This is a genomic window from Pantoea sp. Cr_R13 (assembly GCF_029222565.1).
Lineage (GTDB): Bacteria > Pseudomonadota > Gammaproteobacteria > Enterobacterales > Enterobacteriaceae > Pantoea > Pantoea eucalypti.
In genome coordinates, this window is the sequence record NZ_JARHXL010000012.1 from 38,057 (window position 1) to 54,946 (window position 16,890).

The 16,890-nt window shown below is 55.6% G+C and carries 13 protein-coding genes, 4 tRNA genes and 1 other RNA gene; 4 read left to right on the top strand and 14 right to left on the bottom strand.

What is annotated here, in order from left to right; genetic code table 11:
- Window positions 1-24 precede the first annotated feature (24 nt).
- The 8 genes from corA to P2R09_RS07560 form a co-directional block, all read right to left on the bottom strand.
- Complete coding sequence (gene corA / locus P2R09_RS07525; RefSeq protein WP_003854370.1) at window positions 25-978, bottom strand: magnesium/cobalt transporter CorA; 954 nt, start codon at window positions 976-978, stop codon at window positions 25-27.
- A gap of 302 nt (window positions 979-1,280) precedes the next feature.
- Complete coding sequence (uvrD, locus tag P2R09_RS07530; RefSeq protein ID WP_003854368.1) at window positions 1,281-3,443, bottom strand: DNA helicase II; 2,163 nt, start codon at window positions 3,441-3,443, stop codon at window positions 1,281-1,283.
- 154 nt (window positions 3,444-3,597) lie between these two features.
- Complete coding sequence (gene yigB, locus P2R09_RS07535; RefSeq protein ID WP_275768520.1) at window positions 3,598-4,314, bottom strand: 5-amino-6-(5-phospho-D-ribitylamino)uracil phosphatase YigB; 717 nt, start codon at window positions 4,312-4,314, stop codon at window positions 3,598-3,600.
- On the bottom strand, window positions 4,311-5,216 hold the full coding sequence (gene xerC, locus P2R09_RS07540) for a tyrosine recombinase XerC (protein WP_008926439.1): 906 nt from the start codon (window positions 5,214-5,216) through the stop codon (window positions 4,311-4,313). Before xerC ends, yigB begins: the two co-directional genes overlap by 4 nt.
- Window positions 5,213-5,917: a DUF484 domain-containing protein gene (locus tag P2R09_RS07545; RefSeq protein ID WP_003854361.1), complete on the bottom strand. Its 705-nt coding sequence runs from the start codon at window positions 5,915-5,917 to the stop codon at window positions 5,213-5,215. Before P2R09_RS07545 ends, xerC begins: the two co-directional genes overlap by 4 nt.
- Window positions 5,914-6,738, bottom strand: a complete 825-nt coding sequence (gene dapF / locus P2R09_RS07550; protein ID WP_008926438.1) for a diaminopimelate epimerase — start codon at window positions 6,736-6,738, stop codon at window positions 5,914-5,916. Before dapF ends, P2R09_RS07545 begins: the two co-directional genes overlap by 4 nt.
- Before the next feature lie 28 nt (window positions 6,739-6,766).
- The gene (locus P2R09_RS07555; protein ID WP_008926437.1) at window positions 6,767-6,967 is read right to left on the bottom strand and encodes a lipoprotein; all 201 of its coding nucleotides are present in this window, start codon (window positions 6,965-6,967) and stop codon (window positions 6,767-6,769) included.
- Window positions 6,968-7,114: 147 nt separating this feature from the next.
- Window positions 7,115-9,673, bottom strand: coding sequence for a class I adenylate cyclase (locus P2R09_RS07560; RefSeq protein ID WP_003854355.1), 2,559 nt, complete (start codon window positions 9,671-9,673; stop codon window positions 7,115-7,117).
- A 316-nt stretch (window positions 9,674-9,989) separates the two neighbouring features.
- Here P2R09_RS07560 and hemC point away from each other — a divergent pair, with 316 nt between their 5' ends.
- Genes hemC through hemY form a run of 4 tightly spaced genes read left to right on the top strand, consistent with a single transcriptional unit; the run spans window position 9,990 to window position 14,014 of the window.
- Window positions 9,990-10,931, top strand: a complete 942-nt coding sequence (gene hemC / locus P2R09_RS07565) for a hydroxymethylbilane synthase (RefSeq protein ID WP_033743361.1) — start codon at window positions 9,990-9,992, stop codon at window positions 10,929-10,931.
- Complete coding sequence (gene hemD / locus P2R09_RS07570) at window positions 10,928-11,656, top strand: uroporphyrinogen-III synthase (RefSeq protein ID WP_003854352.1); 729 nt, start codon at window positions 10,928-10,930, stop codon at window positions 11,654-11,656. The genes hemC and hemD overlap by 4 nt, the downstream gene beginning before the upstream one ends.
- A gap of 25 nt (window positions 11,657-11,681) precedes the next feature.
- Entirely contained in the window at window positions 11,682-12,815 is a 1,134-nt protein-coding gene (gene hemX / locus P2R09_RS07575; RefSeq protein ID WP_275768527.1) for a uroporphyrinogen-III C-methyltransferase, read from the top strand.
- A gap of 2 nt (window positions 12,816-12,817) precedes the next feature.
- Window positions 12,818-14,014, top strand: coding sequence for a protoheme IX biogenesis protein HemY (gene hemY / locus P2R09_RS07580; RefSeq protein ID WP_275768529.1), 1,197 nt, complete (start codon window positions 12,818-12,820; stop codon window positions 14,012-14,014).
- 1,349 nt (window positions 14,015-15,363) lie between these two features.
- On the opposite strand, the gene P2R09_RS07585 is transcribed toward hemY, so the two are convergent.
- From P2R09_RS07585 to wecG, 6 genes are all read right to left on the bottom strand, one after another.
- Window positions 15,364-15,493, bottom strand: a non-coding RNA gene (locus P2R09_RS07585) — RtT sRNA.
- Window positions 15,494-15,525: 32 nt separating this feature from the next.
- Window positions 15,526-15,602, bottom strand: a tRNA-Pro gene (locus tag P2R09_RS07590).
- Between the two features lie 20 nt (window positions 15,603-15,622).
- Window positions 15,623-15,709, bottom strand: a tRNA-Leu gene (locus tag P2R09_RS07595).
- Window positions 15,710-15,725: 16 nt separating this feature from the next.
- Window positions 15,726-15,801, bottom strand: a tRNA-His gene (locus P2R09_RS07600).
- A gap of 98 nt (window positions 15,802-15,899) precedes the next feature.
- Window positions 15,900-15,976, bottom strand: a tRNA-Arg gene (locus tag P2R09_RS07605).
- A gap of 158 nt (window positions 15,977-16,134) precedes the next feature.
- A complete protein-coding gene (gene wecG, locus P2R09_RS07610; protein ID WP_275768531.1) occupies window positions 16,135-16,875 on the bottom strand; it encodes a lipopolysaccharide N-acetylmannosaminouronosyltransferase in 741 nt (246 codons plus the stop codon).
- Window positions 16,876-16,890 lie beyond the last annotated feature (15 nt).

Sequence of the window (16,890 nt, forward strand, 5' to 3'; positions counted from 1 at the left end):
CATCTGAGATGGCCCGTGACTTTTTTAAAGCCAGTTTTTACGCTTGAAGTAGAGATAAGGTGCCAGTCCGGCCAGAATCATCAGGCCGATAGCCGCAGGATAACCGAAGCTCCACTTCAGTTCCGGCATAAACTCGAAGTTCATCCCGTAGCTGGAAGCCACCAGCGTTGGCGGCAGAAACACCACGGAGACCACCGAGAAGATCTTGATGATGCGGTTCTGCTCGATATTGATAAAGCCCATTGCCGCCTGCATCAGGAAGTTCACCTTCTGGAACAGCGATTCGTTATGCGGCAGGAGCGATTCGATATCGCGCAGAATTTCACGTGCCTGCTCCAGCTGATTGCCCGGCAGGCGCGCTTTACGCACCAGGAAGTTCAGCGCGCGCTGGGTATCCATCAGACAGAGACGCACCTTCCAGCCGATATCTTCCAGTTCCGCTAACCGCGACAGCGCCTGATCGTACTCTTCGCCCTGCTGACCTTCCATGATCACCCGGCTGAGTTTCTCCAGCGCGCTGTAGATGTTCTCGATTTCATCGGCAAGCTGTTCGATTTTGGTTTCAAACAGGTCGAGCAGCAGCTCAAAGGCATTGCCGTCGATCAGCGTCTGGTTACGGGCGCGCATACGATAGAGGCGAAAAGCGGGCAGTTCGCGTTCGCGCAGTGTGTAGAGGCGGCCTTCACGGATGGTGAACGCCACAGTAGAGTTACCGGCGTGATCGTCAGCATCTTCATAGAAGAAGAAGGAGTGAATATGCAGACCATCTTCATCTTCGAAGAAACGTGCTGAGGCCTCAATGTCTTCCAGCTCAGGCCGTGTTGCCAGGCTCTGACCCAGTTCTGACTGCACCCGATCACGTTCGCCCTCTTCCGGTTCAATAAGATCGACCCAGACGGAGGTGGTCAGTTTGTCGTTTTCGTCTTCCAGCTCCAGTCGCGTCAGGCGGCTGTGATCCAGTTTAAATGCGCTCAGCATAGCAATACTCCCCATTGCAGACTAAATGGGACAAGGCAGTCCGCCGTTCCTCAACATGGAACGTGCGGCCTGAACACGGAAACAGAGTTTCAGAGATAAATCAGTGCTGACTCGTGCGACGGAATCAAAAAGGGAGGTCGCTGATAACCGCTAAGGCTACCCGCGTAAAGAGGTAGCCTTAGATGTTATTCCTGGTATCCAGGTTATCGAGCCAGCATCGACTGGGCGTGTCCAAGGCATTGTCCTCTCATGATAATAGTGGGCGCATGTTACGCTGAGACGAAAAAGCCGTCAACCGCACGCTAAAGCGTTTCCAGCTTCGCGTAAGCCGCCACCAGCCATTTGATTCCCTGCCCCTGAAACGCCACCTGCAGGCGGCTGTGTTCACCGCTGCCTTCCAGATTAATGATGGTGCCTTCGCCAAATTTCGCGTGATGAACACGCTGACCCAGCGCGAATCCGCTGTCATTTTTGGTCACCGGGGCACCCATCCGCTGATGGTTTACCGGACGGCTCACGCTGGCGCGCAGACGCACTTCTTCGATACACGCTTCGGGCAGTTCGCCGATGAAACGGGAAGGCCGGTGATACACTTCCTTACCATAGAGTCGGCGGGTTTCAGCGTAGGTCAGCGTCAGCTTCATCATGGCACGGGTTACGCCGACATAAGCCAGACGACGCTCCTCTTCCAGACGGCCGCCTTCATCCAGCGACATCTGGCTCGGGAACATCCCCTCTTCCATGCCGACAATAAAGACCTGGCTGAACTCCAGCCCTTTCGCCGAGTGCAGCGTCATCAGCTGAACCGCATCCTGCCACTTGTCCGCCTGACCTTCACCCGCTTCAAGGGCGGCATGGGACAAAAAGGCCTGCAGCGGCATCAGATCTTCATCTTCGTCCTGATAGCTGAACTGGCGTGTTGCCGTCACCAGCTCCTCAAGGTTTTCGATACGCGCCTGGCCCTTCTCACCTTTTTCCTGCTCATACATCAGCCACAGGCCTGAGTCTTTAATGACCCGGTCGGTCTGAACATGCAGCGGTAAATCGGCGGTTTCGGTAGCCAGTGAATCGACCAGCTCACAGAAGCGTTGCAGCGCAGACGCGGCACGGCCAGCCAGCGCGCGGCTTTGCAGCAGTTCACGCGTGGCCTGCCACAACGTCATCTGACGCTCACGGGCGGTCTGACGCACCACGTCGAGCGTGCGATCGCCCACGCCACGTGTCGGGGTATTTACCACGCGCTCAAAGGCCGCGTCGTCATTGCGGTTCGCCATCAGACGCAGATAGGAGAGCGCATCTTTGATCTCCTGGCGTTCGAAGAAGCGCATGCCGCCATAAATACGGTACGGCATGCTGCTCTGCAGCAGCGCCTCTTCCAGCACACGCGACTGGGCGTTGCTGCGATAGAGAATGGCGCAGTCGTTGAGCGCGCCGCCGTTCTCCATCCAGACCTTGATGCGGTTAACCACAAAGCGTGCTTCATCCAGTTCATTAAAGGCGCAATAAATTGAGATTGGTTCGCCATCGCTGCCTTCAGTCCAGAGCTCTTTACCCAGACGGCCATTGTTGTTGGCGATCAGGGCGTTGGCGGCTTTCAGGATGTTATTGGTTGAGCGATAGTTCTGCTCCAGACGGATGGTTTCCGCGCCGGGGAAATCCTGCAGGAAGCGCTGGATATTCTCGACCTGCGCGCCGCGCCAGCCGTAGATAGACTGGTCATCATCGCCTACGATGATCACACGACCGCTGTCACCCGCCAGCATCCGAATCCAGGCGTACTGAATGTTGTTGGTATCCTGAAACTCATCCACCAGCACGTTGGTAAAACGTTCGCGATAGTGATTAAGAATGTGCGGCTTGTTGAGCCACAGCTCATGGGCGCGCAGCAGCAGCTCGGCGAAATCGACTAAACCGGCGCGATCACAGGCTTCCTGATAGGCCTGATAAATGCGCAGCCAGGTCTGCTCAATCGGATTGCCGTAGCTTTCAATGTGCTTTGGCCGCAGGCCTTCATCTTTTTTGCCGTTGATGTACCACATGCCCTGACGCGCAGGCCACTGCTTGTCATCAAGGTTCATGGATTTGATCAGGCGCTTAAGCAGACGCAGCTGATCTTCACTGTCGAGGATCTGAAAATCCTGCGGCAGACCCGCATCAAGATGGTGAGCGCGCAGTAAACGGTGCGCCAGGCCGTGGAAGGTGCCGATCCACATCCCGCCCTGACTGGTGCCGATTAGATGCTCGATACGGTGACGCATCTCCGCGGCCGCTTTGTTGGTAAAGGTCACCGCCATAATTGAATAGGGAGAGCAATTCTCCACCGACATCAGCCAGGCAATACGATGCACCAGCACACGCGTTTTACCACTGCCCGCGCCTGCCAGCACCAGCAGGTTACTGCGCGGTGCCGCAACGGCAGCGCGCTGATTGTCATTCAAACCATCGAGCAGTTCAGAAACGTCCATAAGCACCGTTTACCAGAGAAAAAGCGTCGTCGTCGCGCTGTTTATTCCGCCTGCCGCAAGACAGTATCGCTGCCCGTCAGGCGGCGACACGGATGCCAGATTAGCGACGGCGGCAAAGCAGAAAAGAGGAGACGACTGGATAAATTTACAGCCATTATAGCAGTGAGGTGAGTGATGCCAACCGCGAAATTTCGACATGCGGCAACAGGCGCGCATCCGGGATATGCATCAGGTTGCCCTGCCGCAGGTTAATCCAGCAGGCCTGCAGTTCGCAGCGCAGTGAGCCCGCGACATCGGTAGTGAGGTCATCACCGACATGCAGAATATGATGTGGTGCGATATCAAGGCGTTGCGCGGCAAGCTGATACATATCCTGACACGGCTTGGCGCGCCCATCCGGCCCGGCCCGCAGCGTAAACTGAAAGTAGTGCGCAATGCCCATTTTTTCCGGGCAGGCGTTACCGTTCGTGACCGCCACCAGCGGGATTTTTTCCGCCAGCGCTTTCAGCGTCTGATGCGTCTCATCCGGCATCTCGACCTGACTCCGCCACTGATGAAAGACCGCCATGACATCTGCCGCGCCCGCTGTCGCTTCTGCGGCCGAGAGGCCGACATTCAGCATCGCCAGCTCTACCGAACGGCGTCGCCACTCCGACACATCATGATAAATTTCAGGCTCACGCTGCAGCAGTTCGTCACGCAACTGCTGATAATCCTGCGGCGTGAAGTCCCGCAGCGCCGGATGAAAAGCCTGCAACGCCGCATGGGACTCCAGCGTGGTACGACGAATCACCGGGTAGTTATCGTAGAGCGTGTCATCAAGGTCGAAGCTCATAGCTTTAATGGCCGACAGCGGACGATAAAACTTCATTCGTTCTTTCCTCGTTTGGCGCGGGGATGCGCAGCGTCATACACCGAAGCCAGATGCTGGAAGTCGAGATGGGTGTAGATCTGGGTCGTCGACAGATTCGCATGCCCCAGTAACTCCTGCACGGCGCGCAGGTCGCCGCTGGACTCCAGCAGATGCGTGGCAAAAGAGTGTCGCAACTTATGCGGATGGATATGGCTCGCCAGACCCTGTCTGATGCCCCATTCGGCAAAGCGCTTCTGTACGTTGCGGGGCGAGATGCGGTTGCCGCGCGTCGACAGAAACAGCGCATCATCCTGGGCACCGAACGTTTCACGCAGCGGCAGCCAGTGCTGGATCCAGGTGACGGCCGTGCGGCCAATCGGAACCCGGCGCTCTTTGCTGCCTTTACCCACGACCCACACTTCACCGGAATCGAGATCGACATGGCGGCAATCCATATTGACCAGTTCAGAGAGACGCAGACCGCCGCCATACATCACTTCCAGCATCGCCCGGTCGCGCACCGCCAGCGGATCGTCAAGGTCGATCTCCAGCAGCTGATTCACTTCATCAACATCAATATTTTTGGGCAGATGCCGTGCTTTACGTGGCGTCATTACTCCTTTGGCCGGATTAGCGGAGAGCAAACCCTGACTCACCTGCCAGTCGAGGAAACTGCGCAGCGCAGAGAGGCGCAGCGCCAGGCTGCTGGCAGAGAGTCCGGCACGACGGCTACGCGCCGCCATGCTGCGCACCTGCGCGGGTTCCAGCTGTGCCCAGCTGCTGAGCTTCATCTCGTCAGCAATCGCCACCAGCGCGGCAAGCTGTCGCGCATAGCTGCTCTGGGTTAACGGACTCAGCTGGCGCTCCACTTTCAGGTAGCGCAGGAATCCATCGACAGCCTCCAGCAGCGTGCTGCTCATGCGCGCTCGACCCAGCGGGAAAGCAGATCAGGCATCATCTGCGACAGGTGCTGCAACAGCAGTGTCCCCATACCTGACTGGTAGTGCTGGCTGTCGCGACTGCTGAACACCAGCACGCCGAGATCACCCTCTTCGCCCATCAGCGACATGGCTACCGAACCGATCGCTTTTGCCTGCGGCAGCAGCAGCAGCAGTTCCGGGCCATTAATGTTGCCGAGGTAGTGATGCTGGTTACCGAAGCGCTGAATACGCAGCGGTTCAAATGCCTGACGCGACAGGCTAAGCTGAAAGAAATCGGAAGGCGCGCCCAGCAGCCATTTATCACTAAACAACCGCACATTGGCACCTGCCAGGCCCAATTCACGTGCCCAGCGGTGCAGTCGGTTGAGCATATCCTGCAGCGAATCAGCCGCTGCCAGATGACTTTCCAGCGACAGCAGCCGGTCAAACAGTTCATGGTTAGCGCTGGCCTGCTCCATCAGCAGCGTAATCTCTTCTTCCAGCCGCTGAATGTGGTTGCGTTGCCGCGCCATGTGCCACTCAACCAGCGACACGCTGCCGCGCACCGGATGCGGCACCGCCATCTGTTCAACTGCGCGGGCATTGCGGATAAAGAAATCGGGATTCTGCCGCAGATAATCGCTGACGGCCTGATCGTCCAGCAGAACCGAACTGTCAGTCTGCTCTTCGATATTTTTCATAAATGAATAAACCCATCGTAGACGTGTGTTGCAGGCCCGGTCATATAGAGCGGCTGACCGGCACCTTTCCAGGAGATATGCAGCGTTCCACCAGGCAGATCGACACGGACGTTAGGTGCCAGAATGCCCTGCTGAATGCCGCATGCAACGGCAGCACAGGCGCCACTGCCGCATGCCTGTGTTTCACCCGCGCCGCGTTCATAGACGCGCAGGCGGATATGTTCGGGATTGATGATCTCCATAAAACCCACATTGACGCGATCCGGGAAACGCTCATGGCTCTCCAGAATCGGGCCCAGCAGTTCAACCTGCGCGGTTTTCACACTTTCAACCTGGATGACGCAGTGAGGATTACCCATCGACACCGCACCCAGCATTACCGTCTGTTCGGCAACGCGCAGCAGATAGAGGTTTTCGGCTTTGTTGGCGCGGAACGGCACCTGCTGAGGCTCAAAGTTGGGCTCGCCCATGTTCACGCGCACCTGGTCATCCGGCGTCACGGTCAGGACCATACGGCCATTTTGCGTACTGACCCGGATATCGGTCTTGTTGGTCAGCCCTTTGAGCTGAACAAAGCGGGCAAAACAGCGCGCACCGTTACCGCATTGAGCCACTTCACTGCCGTCGGCGTTGAAAATGCGATAGTGGAAATCGAGATCGGGATCGTAAGGGGGTTCAACAATCAGCAGCTGATCAAATCCGATCCCCAGATGACGATCGGCCAGCCGGCGGATCAACTCCGGCGAAAAAAAGACGTTTTGTGTCACTGCATCCACAACCATAAAATCGTTGCCGAGACCGTGCATTTTGGAGAACTGCATTTTTTGCTCCGCCGGATAAGCCATCAGATTAGTTCGCTTGTACGCCTGAGTTGCCGGTAACCAGTCCGCCCACATCGGCTTTTTTGGCATCCGCTTTCTGGCGTTCGGTCGGCGATTGTTGTTTCTTCGGCTGATCCTTCGGCGGGAAGTAAAGCGGTCCTTTCAGACCACAACCTGCAAGGCTGGTTACAGCCAGTGTCACGGCCAACAGGCTTATTACTTTCTTCATTCTTTATGCTCTTCATGTCCTTTACCTGGATGCTTATCATCGCAGTTGAAGGTGGAAAAGCAACAGGAAATCCCCGCTAATAGCGTGAACCGGGTGACAAGCCAGAAAGATAGCGGCCACCTGCAGAGCGCAGGCAGGCCGTCAGCATCAATGCACCTGATAGCGCGGTTGATAGTCGCTGTTGTCGTTGTCAGGCTGCGTCGTACACAGCTGCGTCAGCGTCTGACTACGGAACGGAATCACCTGGAATCGCTCACCCGTGTTCACAATCTGATAGAACTGCGGCAGGTTAAAGTTGATAAAGCTCGACCCATAGGTGAAGCGATCGTGCGATGAAGAGTAGAACCGACTGACGTCGCGCACCAGCTCCTCTTTGCTGCCTTCACAGTGGTGATAGACCTCAACCCGATTGGTCTCATCGAGAATGTAGATATTGAAGCCGCGCTCATCCGTGGTGTTTTCAAAGAAGAACTGAATGATGCCTTCGCTGGCATAGCCGTTAACAACGGGTGGCAGCGGCGTCTGATTCGTTTCGACTTTAATAGAGAGTCCATGCAGCTTGTTGTTGGAGATCGCGCCATAAAACTCAACGGCATTTTCCAGCTTCTGCACAGAGACGCTCATGCGCTCAAAGAACAGACCCCAGGTCTGGCCTGCCATGCGCAGCGCTTTAAAGCGGCCCGGCTCCTGACGTGTGCTGGAGAGGCGCAGCTCAATGCACTCTGAGACCAGCTGCTGCACGCGCGTGCGGATCAGACCGCGCAGGTGCTGGCTGTAGCAGAACACTTCCACCGTATCCGGCGGTGCGGCATCCTGATGCATCTTGCCAAGAATGGTTTTCAGTCCTTCGATCATCGCCTGTTCGCCGCTGAAATGCAGTGTACGCACCTCATTCCAGGAGTTGCGATAGAGCAGATCGATACTGCCAATCAGGCACTGCTGCTGCTGACCAAAGCTAAAAACATCCAGCTTGCGGAAGTCGAAGTGCACCACCTGGTTGCGGAAGGCCGCTGTCGGATCATGCTCAAGGTTAACAATAATCGCCAGGTGACGAATTTCGCACGGACTGTAGAGCGCTTTTGGTGTCGGCGAAGGCAGACGCAGCGGGAAGTGGCTGGAAACATCATTAACCAGTTCCTGCAGACGTGCCAGATCGCAAATCTCATTGCCTTTAATATGCAGCCGGGTTTTGCGGGTCAGCAGACCATTAAACCACGCCCACGCCACCAGCTTGTTGAGGTAGCGGTTATATTCCAGCGGCTGATGGCTGATGATCGAATCCATATCCGGTGCCTGGTTATAGAGATACCAGCCGGAACGGTTGGCACGGCCAGGTGGGACATGAATAAAGGTCAGATTCGGTTCAGAGAGATCGGGCGAAATCTGCGGGTTCACCAGCGTCACTTTGCCCGGCAGCGCTTCAAACGCGGCATAGAGTTTACGGGTCAATACACCGATATCCTGCGGGCTGGCGCTAACGCTTAAGTTATTACGGCGGGCAAAGCGGATCAGGTTGCGATAGCTTTGCATCATCGCATCCAGTAATTCATTATGAGCTTCGCGCACCCGCTCAATTTTCCACTCGGCGCGGTTGTCCAGAACGGCAATCTTCTCTTCGTTCCAGCCCCACTCTTTGACCAGCTGCGATAAAATCTCGCGACGCCAGCCGGTGCGATGATGATGATCTTCGGTGCTGAGCTTTTCACACACTTTGAGATAGAAGCAGCGACGAACCAAATCAAGACGCGGCTGATCGTCAACGCTGGTGAGATAGTGCGTTACGCGTTCCAGCATCATGCAGTAAGGATCGAGTCCGAAGCAGATGATTTCGCCGTCGTGCAGGCGCTGTTTGATATCCATCGCCAGCAGCTGCGTGTTCGGGTATTCCCAGCTGTAGGCTTCCAGCAGCAACGTTTTCAGTACGGCTTTATAAGGCGAGTCGATGCTTTTATAGAGCTGCCACAGACTGGCACCAAAATACTCTTCAGCAGACAGCGTACCGAGGCCACCCAGATCGAGCCACTCATTGGGGGTCAGCACGCCTTTCGCGTACAGCGACATCACGTAATCGTCATAGTGATGCTCTTCTTCACCCGGTACCATATTCCACAGGAGACGTTTGCCCGCCATACGAACCGCGGTACGGTAAAACTCATCCAGCAGCAAAATGTGTTGGGTTGAGCCGCAATCTTCACCGCCCAGGCTGCCGCTTTCATTGTGACGGAAGCGGTTCTCATCAATCAGGAAGAAACTGACTTCCACACCCATTGAGACGCACCACTTCTGCAATAGCGTACATTTGCGCTGCAGATTCAGGCGCTCTTCATTATCAAGCCAGGATTGATGGCATACCCAGATATCGAGATCCGAGACGCTATTCTGGCCGACAGACGAGGTGCTGCCCATGGAGTAAATGGCGGTGATTGGCATCTCGCCTTTCGGCGCATCGGCATGGCGCAGGTCGCTGTCACCGGTGAGATCGGCCAGCAGCTGGCGCTGATTTTCATCAGGCGTGTAGAAGCTGATGCCATATGGAACGCTACCTTCAAGGTAACCCGGCATCTGAGGATGTTGATAATGTAATAAGGTTGGCAGCAGACTGTAGACGCGCTGAAAAGCGGGTCCCATAGCAGCCAGCGCACGATCAACGCGCAGCTGGTTGATTGCATCCAGTCTCTGTTTCAGTGTCTCAATGTAGAGGTACAAGACGTTTCGCCTGATTGTCCCAGTGTTTAAGCACCCTGTTTCCACGCTCTGCCGCTTATTAAAGTAAAAAGTGGGGAGATAATTGCTGGAAACGTGATCAATCTAACACTCGCCAGATTGACCGTAAAGAAAGTTGCGCTACTTAACAGTTTAGCACGTTCTTACCAGCTTCCCGCCTTTTCAGCGCTGGTTCCCACGTTATGGCTTGATAATCCGGGCCTGAAACCGTGCGCAGGCCCTTTTCAATCCGTTGAAACTGACAGTATTCATCCAGAGATGATAGGATATTCAGTGAACGATAAAAATGGTTAACAGCATGTTAGACAAAATTTTCAGAATTGCTACAAGACAAAGCCCGCTCGCATTATGGCAGGCACATTATGTACAGCAACGCCTCATGAGTGCCCATCCGGGACTGCGCGTTGAGCTGGTGCCTATGGTCACGAAAGGTGACATTATTCTTGATACGCCGCTGGCAAAGGTGGGTGGCAAAGGACTGTTTGTCAAAGAGCTTGAGCTGGCGATGCAGGATGGCCGTGCCGATATGGCTGTGCACTCCATGAAAGATGTGCCGGTCAGTTTCCCTGAAGGTCTGGGCCTGGTGACCATCTGCGAGCGTGACGATCCGCGCGATGCGTTCGTTTCCCATCATTATGACTCTATTGATGCGCTGCCACAGGGAGCCATTGTCGGCACCTCCAGCCTGCGTCGTCAGTGCCAGATTAGTGCGCGCCGTCCAGATCTGGTGATCCGTTCGCTGCGGGGTAATGTGGGCACCCGTCTCGGCAAGCTCGATGCCGGAGAGTATGACGCGATCATTCTGGCCGTTGCCGGGCTGAAACGCCTGGGACTGGAAGATCGCATTCGCCAGGCAATGCCTGCCGAAGTTTCCCTGCCCGCCGTGGGTCAGGGTGCGGTCGGCATTGAATGCCGTCTGGACGACAGCGTCTTAATTGACCTGTTACGGGCACTGAACCACGATGACACCGAAGTCTGCGTCAGAGCGGAACGCGCCATGAATACCCGCTTAGAGGGTGGCTGCCAGGTGCCCATCGGCAGTTTCGCGGTGCTGGAAGGCAATGACCTCTGGCTGCGCGGCATGGTCGGCGCACCAGATGGCCGGGTGATGGTCAGCGGCGAACGCCGGGGTCCACGCGCGCAGGCAGAACAGATGGGTATTTCACTGGCCGATGAACTGCTGAATGGCGGCGCACGTGAAATCCTGAAAGAAGTTTACCAGGGGCAGCCGCCGGCATGACCATCCTGGTGACGCGCCCGGAACCCGCAGCGGCAGAGCTGGTATCGCGCCTGCATGCCCTTGGCAAACAGGCGTGGAGCCTGCCGCTGATCGAGTTTGCACCGGGCGCTGACCTCGCCTCTCTGCCCCAGAAGCTCGCCGGACTTCATGCTGGCGACCTCGTCTTTATCCTTTCTCAGCAGGTTATTCACTACGCGCAGCACGCGATCAAAGCATGGCCCACTGAGCTGGACTATTATGCAATTGGTCGCAGCACCGCACTGGCGTTTCACACCGTCAGTGGCCAGCAGGTGACCTGGCCACATGCTCATGAAACCAGTGAGGAATTGATCCAGATAAACACGCTTCAGCAGATTTCCGGTAAACGTGCGCTGATCCTGCGTGGCGATCCTGGACGCGAATTGCTGGCAGAGACCTTAACCCGGCGAGGTGCTGAGGTGACGTTTGCTGCCTGCTACCAGCGCTGCCAGAAGCATTATGATGGACCCGTTGAAGGCCGCCGCTGGCGCGATCGCGGCGTCTCGGTGCTGGTGGTGACCAGCGGTGAAATGTTACAACAGCTCTTTTCGCTGTTCCCCGCGGTTGATCGTGAGGAATGGCTGCTCCACTGCCGACTGATTGTCGTCAGTGAACGTTTGGCTACCCTGGCCGCTGGATTAGGTTGGCAGGATATTCAGGTAGCCGATGGTGCCGATAACGATGCGCTGCTGCGCGCGTTACGCTGAACTTTAACAATGGGATGTGCCACATATGACGGAACAAAAAGACTCCTCCGCCATGGTTGAAGAAACCACCCCAGCGGTTGACCGCTCCTCTTCCAGCAACAGCACACCACCGCGTAATGCGAAAAAAGGTGGCATGGTGTTGGGTGCCGTTGCGATTGTCATCGCGCTGGCGATGGGGGCGGGTTTATACCAAAACGGGAAACATCAGGCTGATTTACAGGCACAAACCAATCAAAAGCTGAGCGACCAGTTAAGCGCGTTGCAGCAGCAGGCCAGCAGCGATAAACAGCAGCTGACACAGCAATTAAGTAGCGCTGAAAAGGCGTTGCAGACTGCGCAACAGCAGCAGAATGCCTCAGCAAAAGAGCTGGAAACCCTGCGTGAAAAAGTAGCCGTGATCTCTGGCAACGACGTGCGCAGCTGGCTGCTGGCACAGGCGGACTATCTGGTGAAACTGGCGGGCCGCAAACTCTGGAGCGATCAGGATGTCACGACAGCCGCGGCACTGCTGAAAAGCGCCGATGCCAGCCTGGCCGACATGAACGATCCCAGCGTGATGAATGTGCGTCGTGCGCTGACCCAGGATATCAGCAACCTCTCTTCCGTTACGCAGGTCGACTACGACGGCGTGATCCTTAAGCTGAATCAGTTGTCGAACAACGTTGATAATCTGCGTCTGGCCGATAACGACAGCGATGATGCGCCGATGGACAGCGATGGCGGCGAGCTCTCAGGTTCGGTGCGCGAATGGCGTCAGAATCTGGTGAAAAGCTGGCACAATTTTATGGATGATTTTATTACCATCCGTCGCCGCGATAACACCGCACAGCCGCTGCTGGCACCGAATCAGGATGTTTATCTGCGTGAGAATATCCGCTCACGTCTGCTGATCGCTGCTCAGGCTGTTCCGCGTCATCAGGATGAGATTTATAAACAATCTATCGATACCGTGTCCGCCTGGGTTCGCGCCTGGTACGACACCAATGATGCCGCCACCAAAGCTTTCCTTGCCCAGCTGGATGAGCTGAGCCAGCAGAACATCAATATGGATCTGCCGGATAACCTGGAAAGTCAGCCGTTGCTGGAACAGCTGATGCAGACGCGGGTGCGCAACCTGTTAGCGCAACCTTCTGCCGCTGCTAATCAGCAGGGGGGCTAAGCATGCTTAAGGTATTTATCCTCTTTATCCTGCTGATTGCGGGCGTGGTGCTGGGACCGATGATTGCCGGTCATCAGGGCTACGTGCTGATTCAGACTGATAACTGGAATATCGAAACCAGCGTCACAGGCCTGGTCATTATCCTTATTCTCAGCCTGCTGGTGATTCTGGCCGTAGAGTGGCTGCTGCGCCGCGTGCTGCACACTGGCGCGCGTACCCGTGGCTGGTTTACCGGACGTAAACGCCGTCGCGCCCAGCGCCATACTCAGTCGGCGCTGATGAAGCTGGCAGAAGGCGACCATCGTCAGGTTGAGAAACTGCTCTCTAAAGATGCCGATCACGCTGATGTGCCTGTAGCCAACTATCTGCTGGCTGCAGAAGCTGCACAACAGCGTGGTGATGAAGCCCGTGCTAATCAGCATCTTGAGCGTGCTGCAGAGCTGTCGGAAAATAATACCATTCCGGTGGAAATCGCCCGTGCACGTATTCAGCTGGCACGTAACGAAGATCACGCTGCGCGTCATAGCATCGACCGCCTGCTGGAAGTGGCACCGCGTCACCCGGAAGTGCTGCGCCTGGCCGAACAGGCGTATATTCGCACAGGTGCCTGGAGTGCGTTGCTGGATATTCTGCCGTCGATGCAGAAGTCACAGGTCGGCGATGAGCTGCATCGCGATGTCTTGCAGCAGCAGGCCTGGCTGGGTCTGATGAATCAGGCGATGGCTGATCAGGGCAGTGATGGGCTGAAGCGCTGGTGGAGCACACTGAGTCGCAAGACCCGTCAGGATACGACGTTGCAGGTCGCCATGGCGGATCATCTGATTGAGTGTGACGATCACGACACCGCACAGTCTATCGTGCTGGAAGGCCTCAAACGTCATTATGACGATCGTCTGGTACTGCTGATGCCACGTATCAAAAGCGGCAATCCCGAAGCACTGGAGAAAGCATTACGCCAGCAGATCAAACAGCATGGCGCAACGCCGTTGCTGCACAGTACGCTGGGGCAGTTGCTGATGCGTCATGGTGAATGGCAGCAGGCAGCTGATGCGCTGCAGCAGGCACTGGCGCAGCGTCCGGATGCGTTCGATTATGCATGGCTGGCAGATGTTTATGACCGTCTGCATCGCCCGGAAGAGGCTGCAAAAATGCGCCGTGAAGGGTTGTTGCTGACGCTGAAGAATAACCCAAACGCCTGATGCAGTTGTCAGACAGGATAAAGCCGGGCTCGCCCGGCTTTTTTGTGCCCGAAATCTGCCATCCGGTTCTCGCAGGCAAAAAAAAACACCTGCCAGTGGCAGGTGTAAGATCAGGTCGGTAAGACAACCGGGAGGTACCTGACTCAACGTGGTGTCTGTTAACCCTGTAAGGCTCACGCGATACAGGCAGGCAGACAACAGGTACCGAAAATTGGCTCTGCATCATTCCCAGGTTTATGTAGCATAAGCAGACATAAGAGGTGGAATGAGCATCTACAGCAGAAGTATTGCACAAGCCGTGCCAGGTTAAGATTTATTTTTAAAGTACTTATAAATCAATAATTTAAACACAGCGCTAAATCTGCCCTTAGCCATGTCCGACATTAAGTGTCGGTATCCGGCGACAGCTGGCATTTTCTCTGTCTCTGAATGGAGACAGCAAGATCAATCTCTCTGTGAACTCAATAATAACAATGACTTATTTGTCGGCGATTCACGACGCTGCTACTCCTGCTTAAGCAACTTTAACTGACAACTGGCGAAATCAAAGCGGGAGAGCTGGCATCGAAGATAAGCAAACAGCAGCCCGTTCTCACCGCTGTGCCGGCTTCAGGGAACATACGCCTTTCGCAAAGACGCAAAAGACGCCATCCCTGGCAGGCTCAGCGCGGGCCGTCCATGGCCCGCGATGCTTTGCTACAGGCGTATGCTCCCTTCGCTTCATGTCTGGGAGACGCATAAGGAACTTACATGGACGCTTCAGACGGGTTAAAGATCTAAAACCGGATGCATCTGACCGCAGCGCATATGCTCAACGCGCAGGGAACAGGGTCAGAGGAGAAAAGCGTCCCACGCCTGGGACAAAAACGCCGGGAGCGTTTTTAAACAACGCAACGCGTTGGCCCGGCTACGGGCGCACCTCAGGGATGAGGTGCGTAATCGCGTGGGCCGAGCGGCCATGGATGGCATTAGCGCCTTTCCGATCTGACCGTGTTCCTTTCGCCAGCGCGCACTCACCGCAGTGCGGACTTCAGGGAGCATACGCCTTTCGCAAAGACGCAAAAGACGCCATCCCTGGCGGGCTCAGCGCGGGCCGTCCGTGGCCCGCGATGCTTTACTACAGGCGTATGCTCCCTTCGCTTCAAGTCTGGCAGACGCATCGGGAACTTACATGGACGCTTCAGACTGGTGAGAGATCTAAAGCCGGATTCATCTGACCGTGTTCCCTTCGCAGACTCGAACTCACCGCAACATTGTTCCACAGCCTGCGTTCCTAATCTCTCGCAGAAATTTGCACCCTCTTTCTACAGACGAAAAAAAACCTGTCTTTTCAGACAGGTTTCTAAAAATGGTCGGCGAGAGAGGATTACACTGCTCTGCGAGCAGCGCCCTGCGGGCCGTTGCTGAAGCAACGTTGTCTCGCTACGCTCGGCTCAAACCTCCTTCGGAGGTCCTCATCCTCTTTCTACAGACGAAAAAAAAACCTGTCTTTTCAGACAGGTTTCTAAAAATGGTCGGCGAGAGAGGATTCGAACCTCCGACCCACTGGTCCCAAACCAGTTGCGCTACCAAGCTGCGCTACTCGCCGATTTTTTTAACTGTTTTGCCTGGTGCGAAGAGAGGGACTTGAACCCTCACGTCCGTTAAGACACTAACACCTGAAGCTAGCGCGTCTACCAATTCCGCCACCTTCGCGTTTCCCAGCAAAATCTGGGGTGGCTAATGGGACTCGAACCCACGACAACTGGAATCACAATCCAGGGCTCTACCAACTGAGCTATAGCCACCACAATTCTTAATGTCACAGATTTAAAACCTGCAGCATTTAAATCTCTACTGCCAACCGCGGTAAATCAACCACCGAAGCTCATGCGCACAAACGATATGGCGCGCCCGACAGGATTCGAACCTGAGACCTCTGCCTCCGGAGGGCAGCGCTCTATCCAGCTGAGCTACGGGCGCGTAGCGCCGTTGCGGATGTGCATACTAGAGATAAGCGCCCATCGTGTCTAGTGCTTTTTAAATAAAAAGACGCGTTTGATTACGCTTTGTGCACTTTCTCGACAAATAGTGCATTTCCTCTCTCACAATGCCTAAAAATGCGGCATTTATCAGCAATATCAGAGATCGCCGCGCCAGTGGTAGCGCAAATATTTGAGCAGTTTTAATTGCCTGCGCAGGCGACTCGGTTGTCGAATCAGACGATAGAGCCACTCCAGCCCCAGTCGCTGCCAGATTTTAGGGGCGCGCTTCACATGACCGGTAAAAACATCGTAGGTTCCGCCTACGCCCATGTAGAGCGCATCAGGCCAGTGCGCACGGCACGCCAGCATCAGCAGCTCCTGACGTGGCGATCCCAGCGCTACGGTGACGAGCTTCGCACCGCTAGCCGCAATTCGGGCAAACAGCGCATCCTGATCGGCTGGCGCAAAATAGCCATCCTGCGCGCCAACAATATTCACATTCCACTGGCGGCGTAACTTATCACAGGTTTCATCCAGCACCCGCTGGCGACCACCGATAAGAAACACCGGCGTCCCTTCACGCCCGGCGCGCTCCATCAACGCTTCCCATAAATCTGCTCCCGCAATGCGCTGCACCGACGCCTGAGGATATTTTTTACGAATCGAACGCACAATACTGATGCCATCGGCATACGCATATTCAGCCTGCGCTAACAGCGTGCGTAATCCCTCATCCCGCTCAGCGGTCAGAATCTTCTCTGCATTGATCGCCACTAAAATACCGCTGCGAACGCGCTGCGGCGGCATCAGAAAATTCACCGCCGACGGCATGTTTTCGAAGCCATACAAATCAACGCCGCGAATCCGGTACTGCGGCGTCTCAGTTAACGTTGTCATATCTTCCGTCAATCC